The 13,983-nt window shown below is 34.1% G+C and carries 12 protein-coding genes; 5 read left to right on the forward strand and 7 right to left on the reverse strand.

The annotated features are described in order from the left end of the window. Window positions 1-23 precede the first annotated feature (23 nt). The 5 genes from HM992_RS10095 to HM992_RS10115 all read right to left on the reverse strand — a co-directional run bounded on the left by HM992_RS10095 (window position 24) and on the right by HM992_RS10115 (window position 7,320). Window positions 24-1,295: an endonuclease/exonuclease/phosphatase family protein gene (locus tag HM992_RS10095; protein ID WP_179319573.1), complete on the reverse strand. Its 1,272-nt coding sequence runs from the start codon at window positions 1,293-1,295 to the stop codon at window positions 24-26. Between the two features lie 125 nt (window positions 1,296-1,420). After that, window positions 1,421-2,107, reverse strand: coding sequence for an LOG family protein (locus tag HM992_RS10100; RefSeq protein WP_179319574.1), 687 nt, complete (start codon window positions 2,105-2,107; stop codon window positions 1,421-1,423). Window positions 2,108-2,279: 172 nt separating this feature from the next. Beyond that, a complete protein-coding gene (locus HM992_RS10105; RefSeq protein ID WP_139181073.1) occupies window positions 2,280-2,447 on the reverse strand; it encodes a lmo0937 family membrane protein in 168 nt (55 codons plus the stop codon). 166 nt (window positions 2,448-2,613) lie between these two features. Continuing rightward, window positions 2,614-5,442, reverse strand: a complete 2,829-nt coding sequence (gene uvrA, locus HM992_RS10110) for an excinuclease ABC subunit UvrA (RefSeq protein WP_179319575.1) — start codon at window positions 5,440-5,442, stop codon at window positions 2,614-2,616. Window positions 5,443-5,592: 150 nt separating this feature from the next. Beyond that, a complete protein-coding gene (locus HM992_RS10115; RefSeq protein WP_179319576.1) occupies window positions 5,593-7,320 on the reverse strand; it encodes a T9SS type A sorting domain-containing protein in 1,728 nt (575 codons plus the stop codon). A 209-nt stretch (window positions 7,321-7,529) separates the two neighbouring features. On the opposite strand from HM992_RS10115, the gene HM992_RS10120 reads away from it, so the two are divergent. Further along, complete coding sequence (locus HM992_RS10120) at window positions 7,530-7,667, forward strand: hypothetical protein (protein WP_178984868.1); 138 nt, start codon at window positions 7,530-7,532, stop codon at window positions 7,665-7,667. Between the two features lie 186 nt (window positions 7,668-7,853). Here the strand turns inward: HM992_RS10120 and HM992_RS10125 are convergent, their stop codons facing one another. Next, complete coding sequence (locus HM992_RS10125; RefSeq protein ID WP_179319577.1) at window positions 7,854-10,733, reverse strand: AsmA-like C-terminal region-containing protein; 2,880 nt, start codon at window positions 10,731-10,733, stop codon at window positions 7,854-7,856. A gap of 226 nt (window positions 10,734-10,959) precedes the next feature. Between HM992_RS10125 and HM992_RS10130 the strand changes: the two genes are divergently transcribed. After that, entirely contained in the window at window positions 10,960-11,574 is a 615-nt protein-coding gene (locus HM992_RS10130) for a fumarylacetoacetate hydrolase family protein (protein WP_179319578.1), read from the forward strand. Window positions 11,575-11,714: 140 nt separating this feature from the next. On the opposite strand, the gene HM992_RS10135 is transcribed toward HM992_RS10130, so the two are convergent. Further along, window positions 11,715-11,903 (reverse strand): hypothetical protein, encoded by a 189-nt coding sequence (locus tag HM992_RS10135; protein WP_179319579.1) that lies wholly within the window; start codon window positions 11,901-11,903, stop codon window positions 11,715-11,717. Between the two features lie 107 nt (window positions 11,904-12,010). On the opposite strand from HM992_RS10135, the gene HM992_RS10140 reads away from it, so the two are divergent. The 3 genes from HM992_RS10140 (at window position 12,011) to HM992_RS10150 (ending at window position 13,936) form a co-directional block, all read left to right on the forward strand. Further along, window positions 12,011-12,424: a DUF2452 domain-containing protein gene (locus HM992_RS10140; protein ID WP_179319580.1), complete on the forward strand. Its 414-nt coding sequence runs from the start codon at window positions 12,011-12,013 to the stop codon at window positions 12,422-12,424. Between the two features lie 162 nt (window positions 12,425-12,586). Continuing rightward, window positions 12,587-12,733, forward strand: coding sequence for a hypothetical protein (locus tag HM992_RS10145; RefSeq protein WP_178984873.1), 147 nt, complete (start codon window positions 12,587-12,589; stop codon window positions 12,731-12,733). A gap of 438 nt (window positions 12,734-13,171) precedes the next feature. Further along, window positions 13,172-13,936, forward strand: a complete 765-nt coding sequence (locus HM992_RS10150) for an NYN domain-containing protein (protein WP_179319581.1) — start codon at window positions 13,172-13,174, stop codon at window positions 13,934-13,936. Window positions 13,937-13,983: the final 47 nt, after the last annotated feature.

The raw sequence follows: 13,983 nt of genomic DNA on the forward strand, positions 1-13,983 counted from the left end.
GTTATAATAAGGTGCTTGTTCAACTAGAGAATTATAAACTTTAAAGGGTTAGTATAACGGCGAGATGTGGTTAAATAGTATAAACCATCGTGTAAATCAGAAACATCAATATGTTGTTTTGTATCAGAATTCAATTGAAATGATTTTACTTGTTGCCCTAAACTATTAGAGATAATTAATGTTTCATTATATAAGTCAATGTTATTAATCGTAACAAACAGTTTTTGGTTTATAAGTGTCGCATCTAAACTAAAGCCAGTTGCTAATTGAAATTGATCCACATTCAAAAACGTAGCATCCGTTTCTAATGATAACGTTACAGGAAGATGGTCACTAAAATTATGTAAATGGTCTCTTAAGGTATACGAAAATTTAGACCCTGTGGTTTCACATTCCGAAGAATTAATAGATTGATTCCAGCAAGATACTAAACCATTATTACCATAGGCTTCGTAAGAATCTGGCACATAAGTTAGGCCAGCTTCACTTAGCATATTTTCAGAGGTTAACATAAAATCAAAACGATCGTCAAATCCTCCTGTGGTGCCTCCCATGCCTGTTTGTGTACGTGTAGATTGTGTAAATACATCAGCATAACTAGCGTTGTTGTGCCAACTACCAACGCGATTTGCTGGATCTATAAATGTAATAGCATTGCTGTCACTTATTAAGGTTTGAAAAGCATCTTCACTAGACGTATATACATTAAAATCGCCTCCTAGTAAAACATTAGCGTCTGTGGGCAAGGTGTTGAGATACGTTTCTAAATCTAAAACCATTTCATAACGCTTTTGTGAGTTTGCAGTGCCACTAGAGGCTTTTAAATGACAAACAATGACATATATATCTATTGGGCTAATGATTTGGTCAATAGTTTTTAGTTGAAGGCGGTACACATTAAAATCCCTTAAATAAGTAGGGACAATTATCTCTTCTTCCAAGCTAAACTTTGCGCTATTGTAATATAATAGGTTTTGTAAATCATTTTGATCACCATAAGTATCATCTGACGTATTAGAAACATAAGTCGCCATTTCAAAATTTGAATTAATAGCAGATTTTGTTGTATTTAAGACATCGTTAGCTCCTGTGCTATTGTTAAGCTCACATACTAAAAACAAATCGGGTTCATAATCAGAAAGGATATAAGACAAGTCTGTTAATCGATTAGGAACTGCATCTTCTAAAGGATAATTTAATAAATTATAAAACATCACTTTAACCGTTTCTTGTGCAGAAATAGAGGTTAAAGTGAATAAAGCAATTATAAAAAAACCTAAGTTTTTCTTTTTCATGTGGTTGTTCCTATTGTTTTTAATTGACACTCGCAGTTCACTTTATATCTTTTACTTATATAATAAAAAATAATAGCACGTGCCATAGCGTTGAAGGATTCTTCAGAAAAAAAAACATGGTTTTCTTAGAAGTTTGGACTAAGATCATACTCTTTGTAGAAATCATCAAGAATATAAATAACTTCATCAGGAGTATCTACAAGATGAATTAAGTCTAAATCTTTTTCGCTAATGTTTCCTGCATCTAGCAATGTAGTTTTTACCCAATCCATAAGGCCTCCCCAAAATTCTGTTCCCACTAAAATAATAGGAAATGATTCTATTTTGTGCGTTTGTATTAAGGTAATCGCTTCAAATAATTCATCTAAAGTTCCAAAACCGCCAGGCATAACAACGAAACCTTGAGAGTATTTTACAAACATTACTTTTCTTACAAAGAAATAATCAAAATCTAAGCTTTTATCACTATCAATATAAGGGTTGTCGTGTTGCTCAAAAGGTAATTCGATATTAAGACCAACAGAGGTTCCACCTGCAATGTGTGCTCCTTTATTACCAGCTTCCATAATACCTGGTCCTCCACCTGTAATAACTCCATAACCGTGATCTACTATTTTCGTAGCGACTTCTTCTGCTAATTTGTAAAATTTGTGAGTAGGTTTAGTACGTGCAGATCCAAAAATAGAAACACAAGGTCCTATTTTACTTAATTTCTCATAACCATTAACAAATTCTCCCATGATTTTAAAAATCGCCCAAGAGTCATTAGTCTTTATTTCATTCCAGCGTTTACTATTACTTTCGTTTCGCATATGTTCAATATAATTTATTATAACAATATAAAAGCCATATTTATATATGGCTCTGTCTAAATATTAAGACCTTCAAAGTTAAGTTAAAATGATTGAAATTGGTAGGTAATCACAAAAAAAATAAGCGTTTCCAAATAAGTGGATACGCTTATGAATTTGATGTATTTAGAATTTATAATGGTTTTCGACCAGAAATAATATTGTACAAAATAACAACCACTGCAATAACTAATAAAATATGGATGAGGCTACTACTGCTCATGCCAGGAATAATATCTAATAATCCAAGCAACCATACTACGATACAAATAACGGCTACGAGCCAAAGAATACTTTTCATAATGTTTAAGGTTTTGTGTTAGTATAGACTAAGTTATAAAATAAATAGATGGCTTTATAATGTCTAAATCAATTGAGTTAACATTAGTACCGAATAGGTTCGTATTAGGGTGGCAGTCCTTATTCTTCAGTTATCAGTCTTAATTTTACAACAAGCAACCAACACCCTACATCATTTCTTTCTTCAAAAATTTCGCTGTATAACTCTTCTTATCCTTTATGATGGTTTCTGGAGTACCTTTAGCAACAACTTCTCCACCGCCTTTTCCTCCTTCGTATCCAATATCAATAATATAGTCCACTGTTTTAATGACATCGAGATTATGTTCAATGATTAAAACCGTATTGCCTTTATCGGCTAATTTGTTAAGCACTTTCATTAATACTCTAATGTCTTCAAAATGTAAACCTGTAGTTGGTTCATCTAAAATATAGAAGGTGTTTCCTGTATCGCGTTTACTTAATTCTGTTGCCAGTTTTATACGTTGGGCTTCGCCACCTGAAAGTGTAGTAGATTGTTGGCCTAATGTAATATAGCCTAAGCCTACATCTTTAATAGTTTTGAGTTTTCTATGAATCTTCGGGATGTTTTCAAAGAAATCAACGGCTTCTTCAATGGTCATATTCAATACATCACTAATAGATTTGCCTTTATATCGAATCTCTAATGTTTCACGATTAAAACGTTTGCCTTGGCAGGTTTCACATTCCACGTAAACATCTGGTAAAAAATTCATTTCAATGACTCGTAAACCTCCACCTTGACAAGTTTCGCAGCGTCCACCTTTGACATTAAAGCTAAAGCGACCAGGTTTGTATCCACGAATCATGGCTTCTGGAATCTTTGCAAACAAGCTTCTGATTTCGTCAAACGTCTTGGTGTAAGTTGCAGGATTACTTCGTGGTGTTCTACCGATTGGTGATTGGTTAATGTCAATTACTTTATCTAAATGCTCAAGGCCTTTAATACTTTTATAAGGCATTGGTTTTTTAACCCCATTAAAATAATGTGCGTTTAGAATAGGGTAGAGGGTTTCGTTGATTAATGTCGATTTACCACTTCCTGAAACTCCCGTAACTCCAATCATTTTTCCTAATGGAAATTCAACGTCTACATTCTTTAAGTTATTACCTGTACAGCCTTTTAAAACGAGTTTTTTGCCATTTCCTTTTCGTCTCGTTTTAGGAATTTCAATTTCCTTTTCACCATTGAGATAAGCTGCTGTAAGGGTATGTTGATTGAGTAAGTCTTTTGGGGTTCCTTCACTTATAATTTCACCACCATGTTTACCTGCAAAAGGTCCGATGTCAATCACATGGTCAGCACGTTCTATCATGTCTTTATCGTGTTCAACCACAATAACTGAGTTACCAACATCGCGTAATGAGATTAAGGAATTAATCAATTTTTCGTTATCGCGTTGGTGTAAACCAATACTAGGTTCATCTAAAATATAAAGTACACCAACGAGTTGCGAGCCAATCTGTGTGGCTAACCGTATACGTTGTGCTTCTCCACCAGACAAGGATTTAGAGCTTCGGTTTAAGTTGAGGTAGGTGAGGCCAACATCTAAAAGAAACTGAACTCGACTTCCTATTTCTTTAATGATTTCAGCAGAGATTTGTTGTTGCTTATTAGTTAGTCTATCGAGTAAACCGTCTAGCCATTTGCTAAGTTCTACAATATCCATAGATACCAAATCAGCAATGCTTTTACCATCTACTTTAAAATAAAGCGATTCTTTACGTAAACGAGAGCCTTCACAAACCGGACATTCAACTTTGTCCATGTATTCTTTTGCCCATCGTGTTAAGGATGTGGAATCTGAATTGTATTGACTTTCAATAAAATTAGCCACTCCTTCAAAATCGATTTTATAATCTCTAGTCACTCCTAGAAGTTTGCTTTCTACCGTAAACTTGTCTTTGCCTCCGTGAAGAATAACCTGTTTGGCCTCTTCAGGAATATCTTTCCAAGCGTCATTTAATGAAAAATCATAACGCTGTGCTATAGTTTCAAACTGTTTAAAAATCCAACTTTTCTTTTGTGGTCCATGTGGTGCTAAAGCTCCATTTTTGATTGAAAGTGTTTCGTCTGGAACTAATTTATGATCGTTAACGACATATAATTCGCCAATACCATTACAATTATAACAAGCTCCTTTTGGTGAGTTGAATGAGAAGTTATTAGGTTCTGGGTTAGGATACGAAATACCAGAAGTAGGACACATTAAATTTCGGCTAAAGAAACGCGGTTCATTGGTGTCTTGGTCAATAACCATCAACACATCATCTCCATGATACATGGCTGTATTAATGGATTCCATTAATCGTTTCTCATCATTCTCAGTGCTATCGATCTTAAGCCTATCAATGACAATCTCGATATCATGGGTTTTGTAACGGTCTAGTTTCATACCCTTTTCGATATCTACAATGTCTCCATCGGTTCTTACCTTAACAAAACCTTGCTTGGCAATTTGCTCAAACAATTCGCGATAATGCCCTTTACGAGAGCGGATAACAGGTGATAAGATATTAATGCGTTTGCCTTTATACGATTCTAAGATGAGGTCTTTTATCTGCTCATCATTATAACTTACCATTTGCTCACCAGTATTAAAACTGTAAGCATCGGCAGCTCTTGCGTAAAGTAAACGCAAAAAGTCATAAATTTCAGTGATGGTACCCACTGTTGACCGTGGGGATTTACTCGTCGTTTTTTGCTCAATGGCAATTACAGGAGACAGTCCATCAATCTTGTCAACATCTGGCCGCTCTAAACTGCCCAAGAACTGACGTGCATAAGCAGAAAAGGTTTCAATATAACGACGTTGGCCTTCAGCATAAATGGTATCGAAAGCTAATGATGATTTCCCACTGCCAGATAAGCCTGTTATAACAACAAGCTTGTCTCTAGGAATAGTAACGTCAATATTTTTAAGGTTGTGAACGCGTGCACCTTTAACTTCAATGGAATCGTTGAATTGGCTCATATTTGGATTTGTCCTCTCGTGTTTTTAGCAAAGTTGCAAAGGTACGGATTTTGTGACAAAAATATTAAGTTGCCGACGTTATGGTTTTACATGTAAAGTCGCAGTCTATTAATTCGATTTTCTAATAGTTATTATTAAAAACGATTAAACTTAGTGTTTTATAAGTTTATGAATCACTTGATGACCTTCACTATTTTTTATGGAAATAATGTATAATCCGGAAGGCAATGGAGCAACGTTTAATTCGGTAGAAGTAGCCGCTATATGCTTAGTAAGTACAACATGTCCGAGCGTATTTAACACTTGGATTTGATAGGTGTTTAGAGCCTTTAAATCAATAGTGATTACACCTGTAGTTGGGTTAGGGTAAATAGTACTGTCGGTAAGTTGAAACTGTTCTATATTTAAATTATCATGTATTGAAAAGTCTGTAATCACAGGAAAGTGATCTGAGGCATTTATGGTATTGAATTCATTTAAGTTATATTCTGTCAACCTATCGGAAGGCATGACTTCCGTTTGTAAAACGAAGGATTTTTCAGCCGTAAGTGTGTAATCTGAGAATATTATATAATCTAATTTGCCAGGCGGAAACCCTTGATCATCTGATCGCCAAGTGTAGCCCATTCTTAAATCGGCTTGTAAGCAATTTTCTTCTTTTAGATCGGTGTCATCCCAATCTAAAGGACCTCCAGCGCCATAAGTTGCTGTGTCTTGTATATCTCCTGTTTTTAAGGTGATTAATTGTTGCGCATAGCCGACTAAATTTAAATCTCCAGAATACATAAAAGGTGTATTTTCTTCTAAAGTGATTACACCTCCTGGTGATTTAGCATCTAATATAAAAGCGGCATATTGATCAGCTTCAGCTTGTCTTGAATCATCGGCATCACAACAATGTAAATGAGAATTTGTAAACAACAAATCTGTAGCGTAAGAACTAGGTAAGTCAATTAACACGGGAAACTGCCTTGTGAGACTTGTCCATTGTTCTATAATTTCCCATCGTGATACTGTTATTAAGCCACCAAGCTTTTCAGTATACCAGCCGTTGGCCGTTCCTAAAGGAAGCCATGAATCAAAAAGCGCTTTTATTTGTGCCGCAGTGGTGTCCCAACATTCTGTTAGTCCAATAATGTCTGGCGATAACGCTTTTATAATTTGTTCAAAGTGTGCAACGCGATCCACATCAATTAAACCGTCCGACAAGGTGTTGTAAGCAAGCAATCTAATTTGTTCAGTGTTTGATTTTGTAATATCAATAGGAGAATAAGGAGTTACAGGTGTGTCATCAAAAGTATACGAGAAGGTACTGCCTTCATTTGGTAGCTTATCAAAATTAGCGTCATTCTTTAGTAAGATTTTTATCGTTGACGCAGTGAATAAAGGGTTAAGGCCGTCTGGTATTTGGTGTCTTCCTATGGCGATTTCAAATTCATTTGATGTGACTGTAGGAGCTGCTCTCAATTTTAAACTTGCGAAGTCAATTTGAGCATAAGGCGTTACATTATAATGCGCATATAAGTCTTTGAATATAATACCAATTTCAGAGCCATAACCTTCTTGAATGTTATAGCCTGTTGTGGTATTGTTGTCTGTATCAATAAAGAGTCTTACTTGTTGATTGATTAAGTTGTCGGTTAAATCAAATTCTATGTTGGCTTTGATTTTTAAGTATAAGAACGCTTCATCGTTTGTAACCTGTAGTTCTAAAAGGTCAATTCCAGTAACTGATTCACTTGTGTCTATATAGGTTGTTAGGTTAGAATCCCAATCGTCAAACAAACCATCGATAGTTATGGCAGCTGATTGTGATGCTACTGTTATGGAATTTAAAAGTAATAGTATAAAAAGTAGTGTTTTGGAGACGGATGACATCGTTTAAATTTGTGGGCAAATTAACTCTTTTTTATAAACTAGACTAAGATTTTTATGCAATGTAGCGTAGCAATTTACGGCTTTCTAATTTGTATATTTCAATTTGTAACCTAACTATTTGTGATGAGATGCGCGCGGATTTTTACGTTTAGAGTTCAATATTTACTTAAGTCCTTTTTAACTTTACACTATATTAAAACAAAATAGCAATGGAAAAATTATTAAAGATTATAGGTGCAGCATGGGGTGCAAAAAAAATAGGAGGAGGAAAGTGCGGTTGTATTGGTACAATTGTGGTGTTTTTTGTACTGTATTGGTTGCTAGGGTTTGTATTTGACGTATTCTAGATTATATATTTCGTTTATGTAGGAAAAAACTATAGCTTACCCGCTTATGACCCGCTTATGACCCGCTTATGACCCGCTTATGACCCGCTTATGACCCGCTTATGACCCGCTTATGACCCGCTTATGACCCGCTTATGACCCGCTTGTGTTATACGTGTGCCTTTTCTATCATTTTTATTGTCCGATTCATTTGTTTATGGAATCAGACTTTACACTTTTAATTTCTTGTTGCATTTTATTAATCGCATTTGTAGATTCACCACTTCGAATGGAGTCTTTTTGTGTGGATAATCGGTTTAATTCGTCTTCAGAATAGCTATTTTCAATTGTATCTTCAGTGGAGAGGTCTGATGATTTTTTACCCAATTTTATATCAAAGTCGTCACTATTCCCTTCTATAACTACAGGAATTCCTATAAGGCCTAGCGGAGGTAATCCTATTCTCATTTTTAGGCTGAGGTCTCCATCTAATGTGGTTTGTCCTTCTAGTTTTAATCTAAACGGACTAACTTTAAATTTAAATTCTTCTAATTCTAATACATTATTGTCTATTGTAGAGTTAATTGTAATTTCCGATATTTTAGGGTCATTTAAAGCATCGAATCCAGATTTTTCAGAGACTTTTCCCATAAGCTTATACCCATCAAATTTTACATTGTGTACTTTTAAAGTGCCTTTTCCTTTTAAGGCTGGTAATACAGGTAGCATTTGGTTGTCTAAAGTACCTGTTAAATTGTAATCTATAGACACTATACCAGAAGCTTGTGCAGCAGCAGGAGCGAGTTCTTTAAATAATTCTATGCTGTTGTAACCTTTTTCTATATTGAAATTTTGTGCTTTAATCCCCATAGAAAATAAGGCGTCTTCTGTAGATATAGGTTGGTAAAAACCACTTAATTGTGATGTGCCATCTACCATTTTTAAGGTGCTATTTTTTAGGAAAAGTCCCTGTTCTTTTATCCCTAACTGCCCAGAAAAATCAGTGATATTTAAACTGTTATAGATGAGGCTATCTATTTTAATTGTAAGGGCTAAATCTAAATCTTTAGGGACTTGCATGACACCAACTACTGTATTTTCAACAGTATTCAATGTTGTAATACTATCTGACTTCTGTACGAGTTGTTCTTCTTTGGGAAAAAACTCAGTGATATCTATTTTAGGCGATTTAAGATTGATATCTCCTCGTAAAACACCATTAGAAAATAAAGCATAATCGAGATAGTTTTCAAAATAACCGTCTATAGATAAATCAGACGATTGATGCTGAACGGTTAGATTTGAAAGCGCCATTTTTTCATTCAAAAATAAAAACTGACCTTCCTTTATTAGCACAGGATGTTGCAGCACTTTTGAAGTCATCCCGATATTTTTAAGCTCTAATGTACCTGTGTTTTTGGTATCACTTTGTGGGTTATTTAGTTGTCCTTCTAAGCTTAAATTGGCTTTTAATTGTCCTTTAGTGATTATAATTGGTAATTCTATTACTTGATGAAGCGTGGTGAAATCTATATCTCCTTTAGCCTCAATTTGGTATTCGGGTTGGTCAAAATTCTTAAAGAAAGCAGAACTGGTAAATGTGTTACCAAGAAAACTGAAATTGAGTTTATTAAAGGTTATAGATGACTCTGCATAAGTTTGTCCTTCGTTATCTGCCGTAGCACGTAATTCAATATTTTTTATAGGTTCTGGATGTCCTGAGGTTTGCAAAGATCCCTCCGATAACTCAAAACTTCCTTTAGTTTGAGGTATCCTAGATGCAAGAGGTTGGTAAACTCCATCTAAGGTAATGTCTGCAGCCAAAACTCCATTAAATTCGAGGTCTGGTAATTTTAGTGTTTCATTAAGAATGCTGAGGTCAACGTTAGATTTAATATGCGATACTACATTTAAAGAATCTAGTTTTCCATTCGCATGTACATAACCTTTAGTCGTTTCCTCATTCAGTGTAAAATTTAAACTGTCTAAATTAAAATCTATATAATCCTTTTTTAAACTCCCTTTAAATTTTAGATCGAGATTTTCAAGGGCTTGGTCCGCTTCCTTATGTTTCACGTAGCCATCATATATATTAGCTTCTAATTCTATGTGGTTTAATTCTGAAGCTTTAGGAATTGTACCTGTGTAACCTGTAAGACGTAAGGTTGCATTTAAACCTCCGTTAAGAGTCACTGCTTTAGACCACTCTGCATATTGAGGTGGCAAGGCTGAAATCAGATCTTTAATCTTACCATTTTCAGTTTTCAATAGTAAATTATACGCAAAGCCTTGGTCAAAAATATCTAGATTACCATTAAAATTTACTTTAAGATCGTTTAAAGATATAGTGTTTTTATCCAAAGCAATCGATAGATTATCTGTATCATAAACAGTAAATGACTTGGCTTTTAATGTCTTTCCTTTTAAATATTCTGAGTTTTCAAAAGCAACATCGATACTCGTAATATCCAAATTAGAGCCTAATTTTAATTTGCCATCAATTATACCTCCCTTTCCATTATAATTAAGCCCATGAGTCATCACGTTAATACCGAGATCATTGTCTGTATAATGTATGGTTGCGTTTTCAATTTTAAGTTTCTTAAGATTGAGTCTTAAGCCAATTGCACTAGTATCATTTGCGACTGTACTGGTATCAGTAGCTTTAAAGACATCATAGTTTTGTCTTCCAAATTTATCTTTAATGAGATTTATTTTACAATCGGTGAGATAGGTTTCGTTTATCACCACTCTATCCGAAAAAATGAGTTTAAAGACATTAATACCAAACCCTAATTCTTTAGCTGTAATTAAGGTGTCTTTTTCAAAAGGTTTTGAACTAGATACATTAACATCTTCAAAATTAAAAGTTAATGCTGGGAAATGTGTGAAAAAGGAGATGTTAGAATTGTTGAACTGAAGCTTGGTTTCTAAATTTTTGTTGATGCCTTTCTTGATTTCATTTGAAATAGCATCATTAAAAATAGAAGGAATAGCAAACAAACTTATCAGTAAAATTCCTACAGCAGTAAATGTCCATTTTAATATTTTACGAATTCGGTTTTTCTTTTTGTTGGATGTTTCCATTACTGCAGTTCTAACTTAGGGTTTAAAATGGTCAAAAGTAGGATTAATTCCCGTTTTTGCTATTGTGCAGTCGTTAATTGTAAGCCTATTTTTTGTTAAAGTATTGTGAACTTTATAAAGAGGGTACATCAAAAAAAATTATACCGATACAACTGGTTAAATAGCGAAGATTGCATCTGTAATTTTGCTATCTTTATTCTCAGTTTAATTGAAATAAAAAAACACCATGAAAATAATAGGTATTGGCAAAAATTATGTCAACGACACATCAGAAATAGCTGCTATAAAAACAGGAGCGCAAACGATATTTACCAAACCAGATTCGACATTAGTTACCGATAATAGGGACATTGGCTTTCCTAAAATCACTAATCAATTAGCTTATGAAGTTGAGTTGGTTGCCAAGATAGGAAAGCGCGGTAAAGATATTGCGTTAAATGATGCTGAATCTTATATTTCAGAATTAGCGGTTGGTATAGATTACACCGCTAAAGATGTTTTAGCAGCAAGTAGAGAAAATAAAGGCCCTTGGGCTTTGGCTAAAGGGTTTGATGGTGCGTCTCCTATTTCGGGCTTTAAGCCAATTGCGGACTTTAAAGATTTAGGGTCTATTAATTACGATTTAAAGATTAATGGAGCGCAAAAACAAGTGGGAAATACTAGCTTAATGATTTACAGTTTTGCAGAAATCATAGCTTATATTTCTTCTTTTATGACCTTAGAAGCCGGTGATCTTATTTTTACAGGTACTCCAGCTAGTGGAACAGGTTTAGTTGTAAAAGGCGATCATTTACAAGCGTCTATTGAAGGAGAATTGCTTTTAGATTTTAAGATGGTATAAGTGTTACTGATAACATTGGGTTGTGCGGTTAATGATTACCTCATTAATCGCCACGATCTATTTTGTTATAGGCGCGAATAACTAAAACCGCCCAAACTACGACGCATACTGATACAAATATCGCAAACGAGAACATTATATTATTTGCCTCCATTTAAAATCTGTTTTAAAAAGATGGCGAAGGCGAGAATTGTTGGGACCCATAGTCCGATAAAGATCGCATGACGCTGATCTCCTCTTAAGAATAAATATATGGCTACCACAATAATTAAAACACAGAGTGTAATAATAAAGAGGTTTAAAGCGCCTACTTTTTTTGTAAAATTCATTTAGGTTTATTAATTAGTGGTTTAAATTTAATAAAAAATTACAATAGTTTCCTATAAATGAATAATTAAGGTGTTTTATCTTTGTAAATGTAAAAAGCGTGTTGTTTATGTCTAAAGAAAAGAAACCAGATCAAATAGTGTTCAATGAGGATACGCAACGTTATGATGCTTATCTAAAACCGTATGCGACTAATGTTGGCGCACCTGCTATACAGGTTACGGACACTTCGTCTTGGAAAACCAGAAACATCCATAAAGCTAATAAACAAATTAAAGCCAAGTATTTAGAGCTAAAAGCAGCGTATGAGAAGATGATGGAAGAGCTAGAATACAATACTTTAGTTTATAATGCGCGTTATACGTTTGAACCGCTTATTGGAGAAACCTATCATTTGTACCGCGATAAGAATGAGGAGCCTTTTTTGTCTATTATTGCCCCTTCGGATTGTAATTTTGATCCTATTGGGAGTTTTATACTTAATAGTGAATTGATTTGGAAGCGGGTTGATGCAGAAGATTGATAAATAAGCATAAAACACTTGAATTCCTGCTTATTTGTTTTGCTAATATTATCTAAATGTTAATGTATTGCTAAATGTATGGTTTTGGGTGATTTATACCTCATTTGAAACATCCGAATGTCATATTTAAGTCGTATATTTAGTATATTAATACCATGCGCCATGACATTACTACAAGACCTAAAAAATAGACTGCTAAAAACCCGATTAGAAGCACAAGACGACAGCTTATTAGATGACTTTTTTGATTCTGAAATTTTGGAAACAAGTTCAGTTTCTAATGAGGATGATTTGTTTTTATTTATTTAGTGTTGAACAAGGGGTGGATTTAAAGAAGTATGACTGCCAATTTAATTATTGGTGCCTGCAAACACGTAGATTGTCATAATTCAATTGTACTAAGTAAAGTCAATTTTAAGTCTTTACAATGATAGGTTATTACAATTTTAAAAAATCAATAGCCATAAAAACAAGAGTATCTAAGTGGAATTTGTATCGTTCTTTTCACTACATTTAATATTAGTTTTAAACTTAAAAACGTATAGTCATGGCAAAATCACAAGATGCAAAGAAAAATGTAAAAAAAGAGGCTACAAAATCGGCTAAAGAAAAGAAAGCAGATAAAATTGCTAAAAAGGCAAGTCGTAAGTAACTGCTTTCGTAAAGTTTAATAAAACCACTTCAATAGAAGTGGTTTTTTATTTGAAAGCCCTTATCTTTAGGGTTAGAATAACAACAAATACATTTATGGATATAAAACTGGCCGTACTTATAGATGGTGACAACATCCCATCTGCTTACGTTAAAGAAATGATGGAAGAAATTGCTAAATATGGCAATCCTACTATTAAGCGTATTTATGGAGATTGGACTAAACCCAATTTAAATAAATGGAAAAGCTTATTGTTAGAAAATGCTATAACCCCTATACAGCAATATGGTTATACCACAGGTAAAAATGCTACCGATTCGGCAATGATTATCGATGCTATGGATATTTTATACTCCGAGAAAGTCGATGGATTTTGTTTAGTCTCTAGCGATAGTGATTTTACGCGACTAGCAACCCGTTTGCGCGAGGCCGGAATGGCGGTTTATGGTATAGGTGAAAAGAAAACGCCAAATCCATTTATAGTGGCTTGTGATAAGTTTATTTACATAGAGATTCTTAAAAATGAATCTGAAGAAAGTCCTTTAGAATCCACTACAAAAGCATCATCTAAAAACAACTACGATACCATTACAACAAAAGAAATCAAATTTATAGCCACAACTATAGATGATGTAGCAGATGACGATGGTTGGGCATTTTTGGGTGATGTAGGAAGCTTGCTACAAAAGAAACAACCTAATTTTGATTCTAGAAATTATGGTTTTCAGAAATTAACTCCTTTAATTAAATCAATTCCGACTTTCGAAATCGAACGACGTGAAGATTCAAAAGGACACAAAAAACTCATATTTGTAAAGTTGAAGGATGAAAAGCCTAAGCGAACTAAGAGAAAAGGGTAGAGTGATAGTTGTGTAAAGGTGATGAGGTTCTTACTTATTAAAGAGAT

The organism is Winogradskyella helgolandensis (assembly GCF_013404085.1).
GTDB classification, from domain to species: domain Bacteria; phylum Bacteroidota; class Bacteroidia; order Flavobacteriales; family Flavobacteriaceae; genus Winogradskyella; species Winogradskyella helgolandensis.

Excerpts from the sequence above, each read along its gene's own strand:
- HM992_RS10095 (WP_179319573.1), bottom strand. The coding sequence starts at position 1,295 with ATGAAAAAGAAAAACTTAGGTTTTTTTATAATTGCTTTATTCACTTTA.
- HM992_RS10100 (WP_179319574.1), bottom strand. The coding sequence starts at position 2,107 with ATGCGAAACGAAAGTAATAGTAAACGCTGGAATGAAATAAAGACTAAT.
- HM992_RS10105 (WP_139181073.1), bottom strand. The coding sequence starts at position 2,447 with ATGAAAAGTATTCTTTGGCTCGTAGCCGTTATTTGTATCGTAGTATGG.
- uvrA (WP_179319575.1), bottom strand. The coding sequence starts at position 5,442 with ATGAGCCAATTCAACGATTCCATTGAAGTTAAAGGTGCACGCGTTCAC.
- HM992_RS10115 (WP_179319576.1), bottom strand. The coding sequence starts at position 7,320 with ATGTCATCCGTCTCCAAAACACTACTTTTTATACTATTACTTTTAAAT.
- HM992_RS10120 (WP_178984868.1), top strand. The coding sequence starts at position 7,530 with ATGGAAAAATTATTAAAGATTATAGGTGCAGCATGGGGTGCAAAAAAA.
- HM992_RS10125 (WP_179319577.1), bottom strand. The coding sequence starts at position 10,733 with ATGGAAACATCCAACAAAAAGAAAAACCGAATTCGTAAAATATTAAAA.
- HM992_RS10130 (WP_179319578.1), top strand. The coding sequence starts at position 10,960 with ATGAAAATAATAGGTATTGGCAAAAATTATGTCAACGACACATCAGAA.
- HM992_RS10135 (WP_179319579.1), bottom strand. The coding sequence starts at position 11,903 with ATGAATTTTACAAAAAAAGTAGGCGCTTTAAACCTCTTTATTATTACA.
- HM992_RS10140 (WP_179319580.1), top strand. The coding sequence starts at position 12,011 with ATGTCTAAAGAAAAGAAACCAGATCAAATAGTGTTCAATGAGGATACG.
- HM992_RS10145 (WP_178984873.1), top strand. The coding sequence starts at position 12,587 with ATGACATTACTACAAGACCTAAAAAATAGACTGCTAAAAACCCGATTA.
- HM992_RS10150 (WP_179319581.1), top strand. The coding sequence starts at position 13,172 with ATGGATATAAAACTGGCCGTACTTATAGATGGTGACAACATCCCATCT.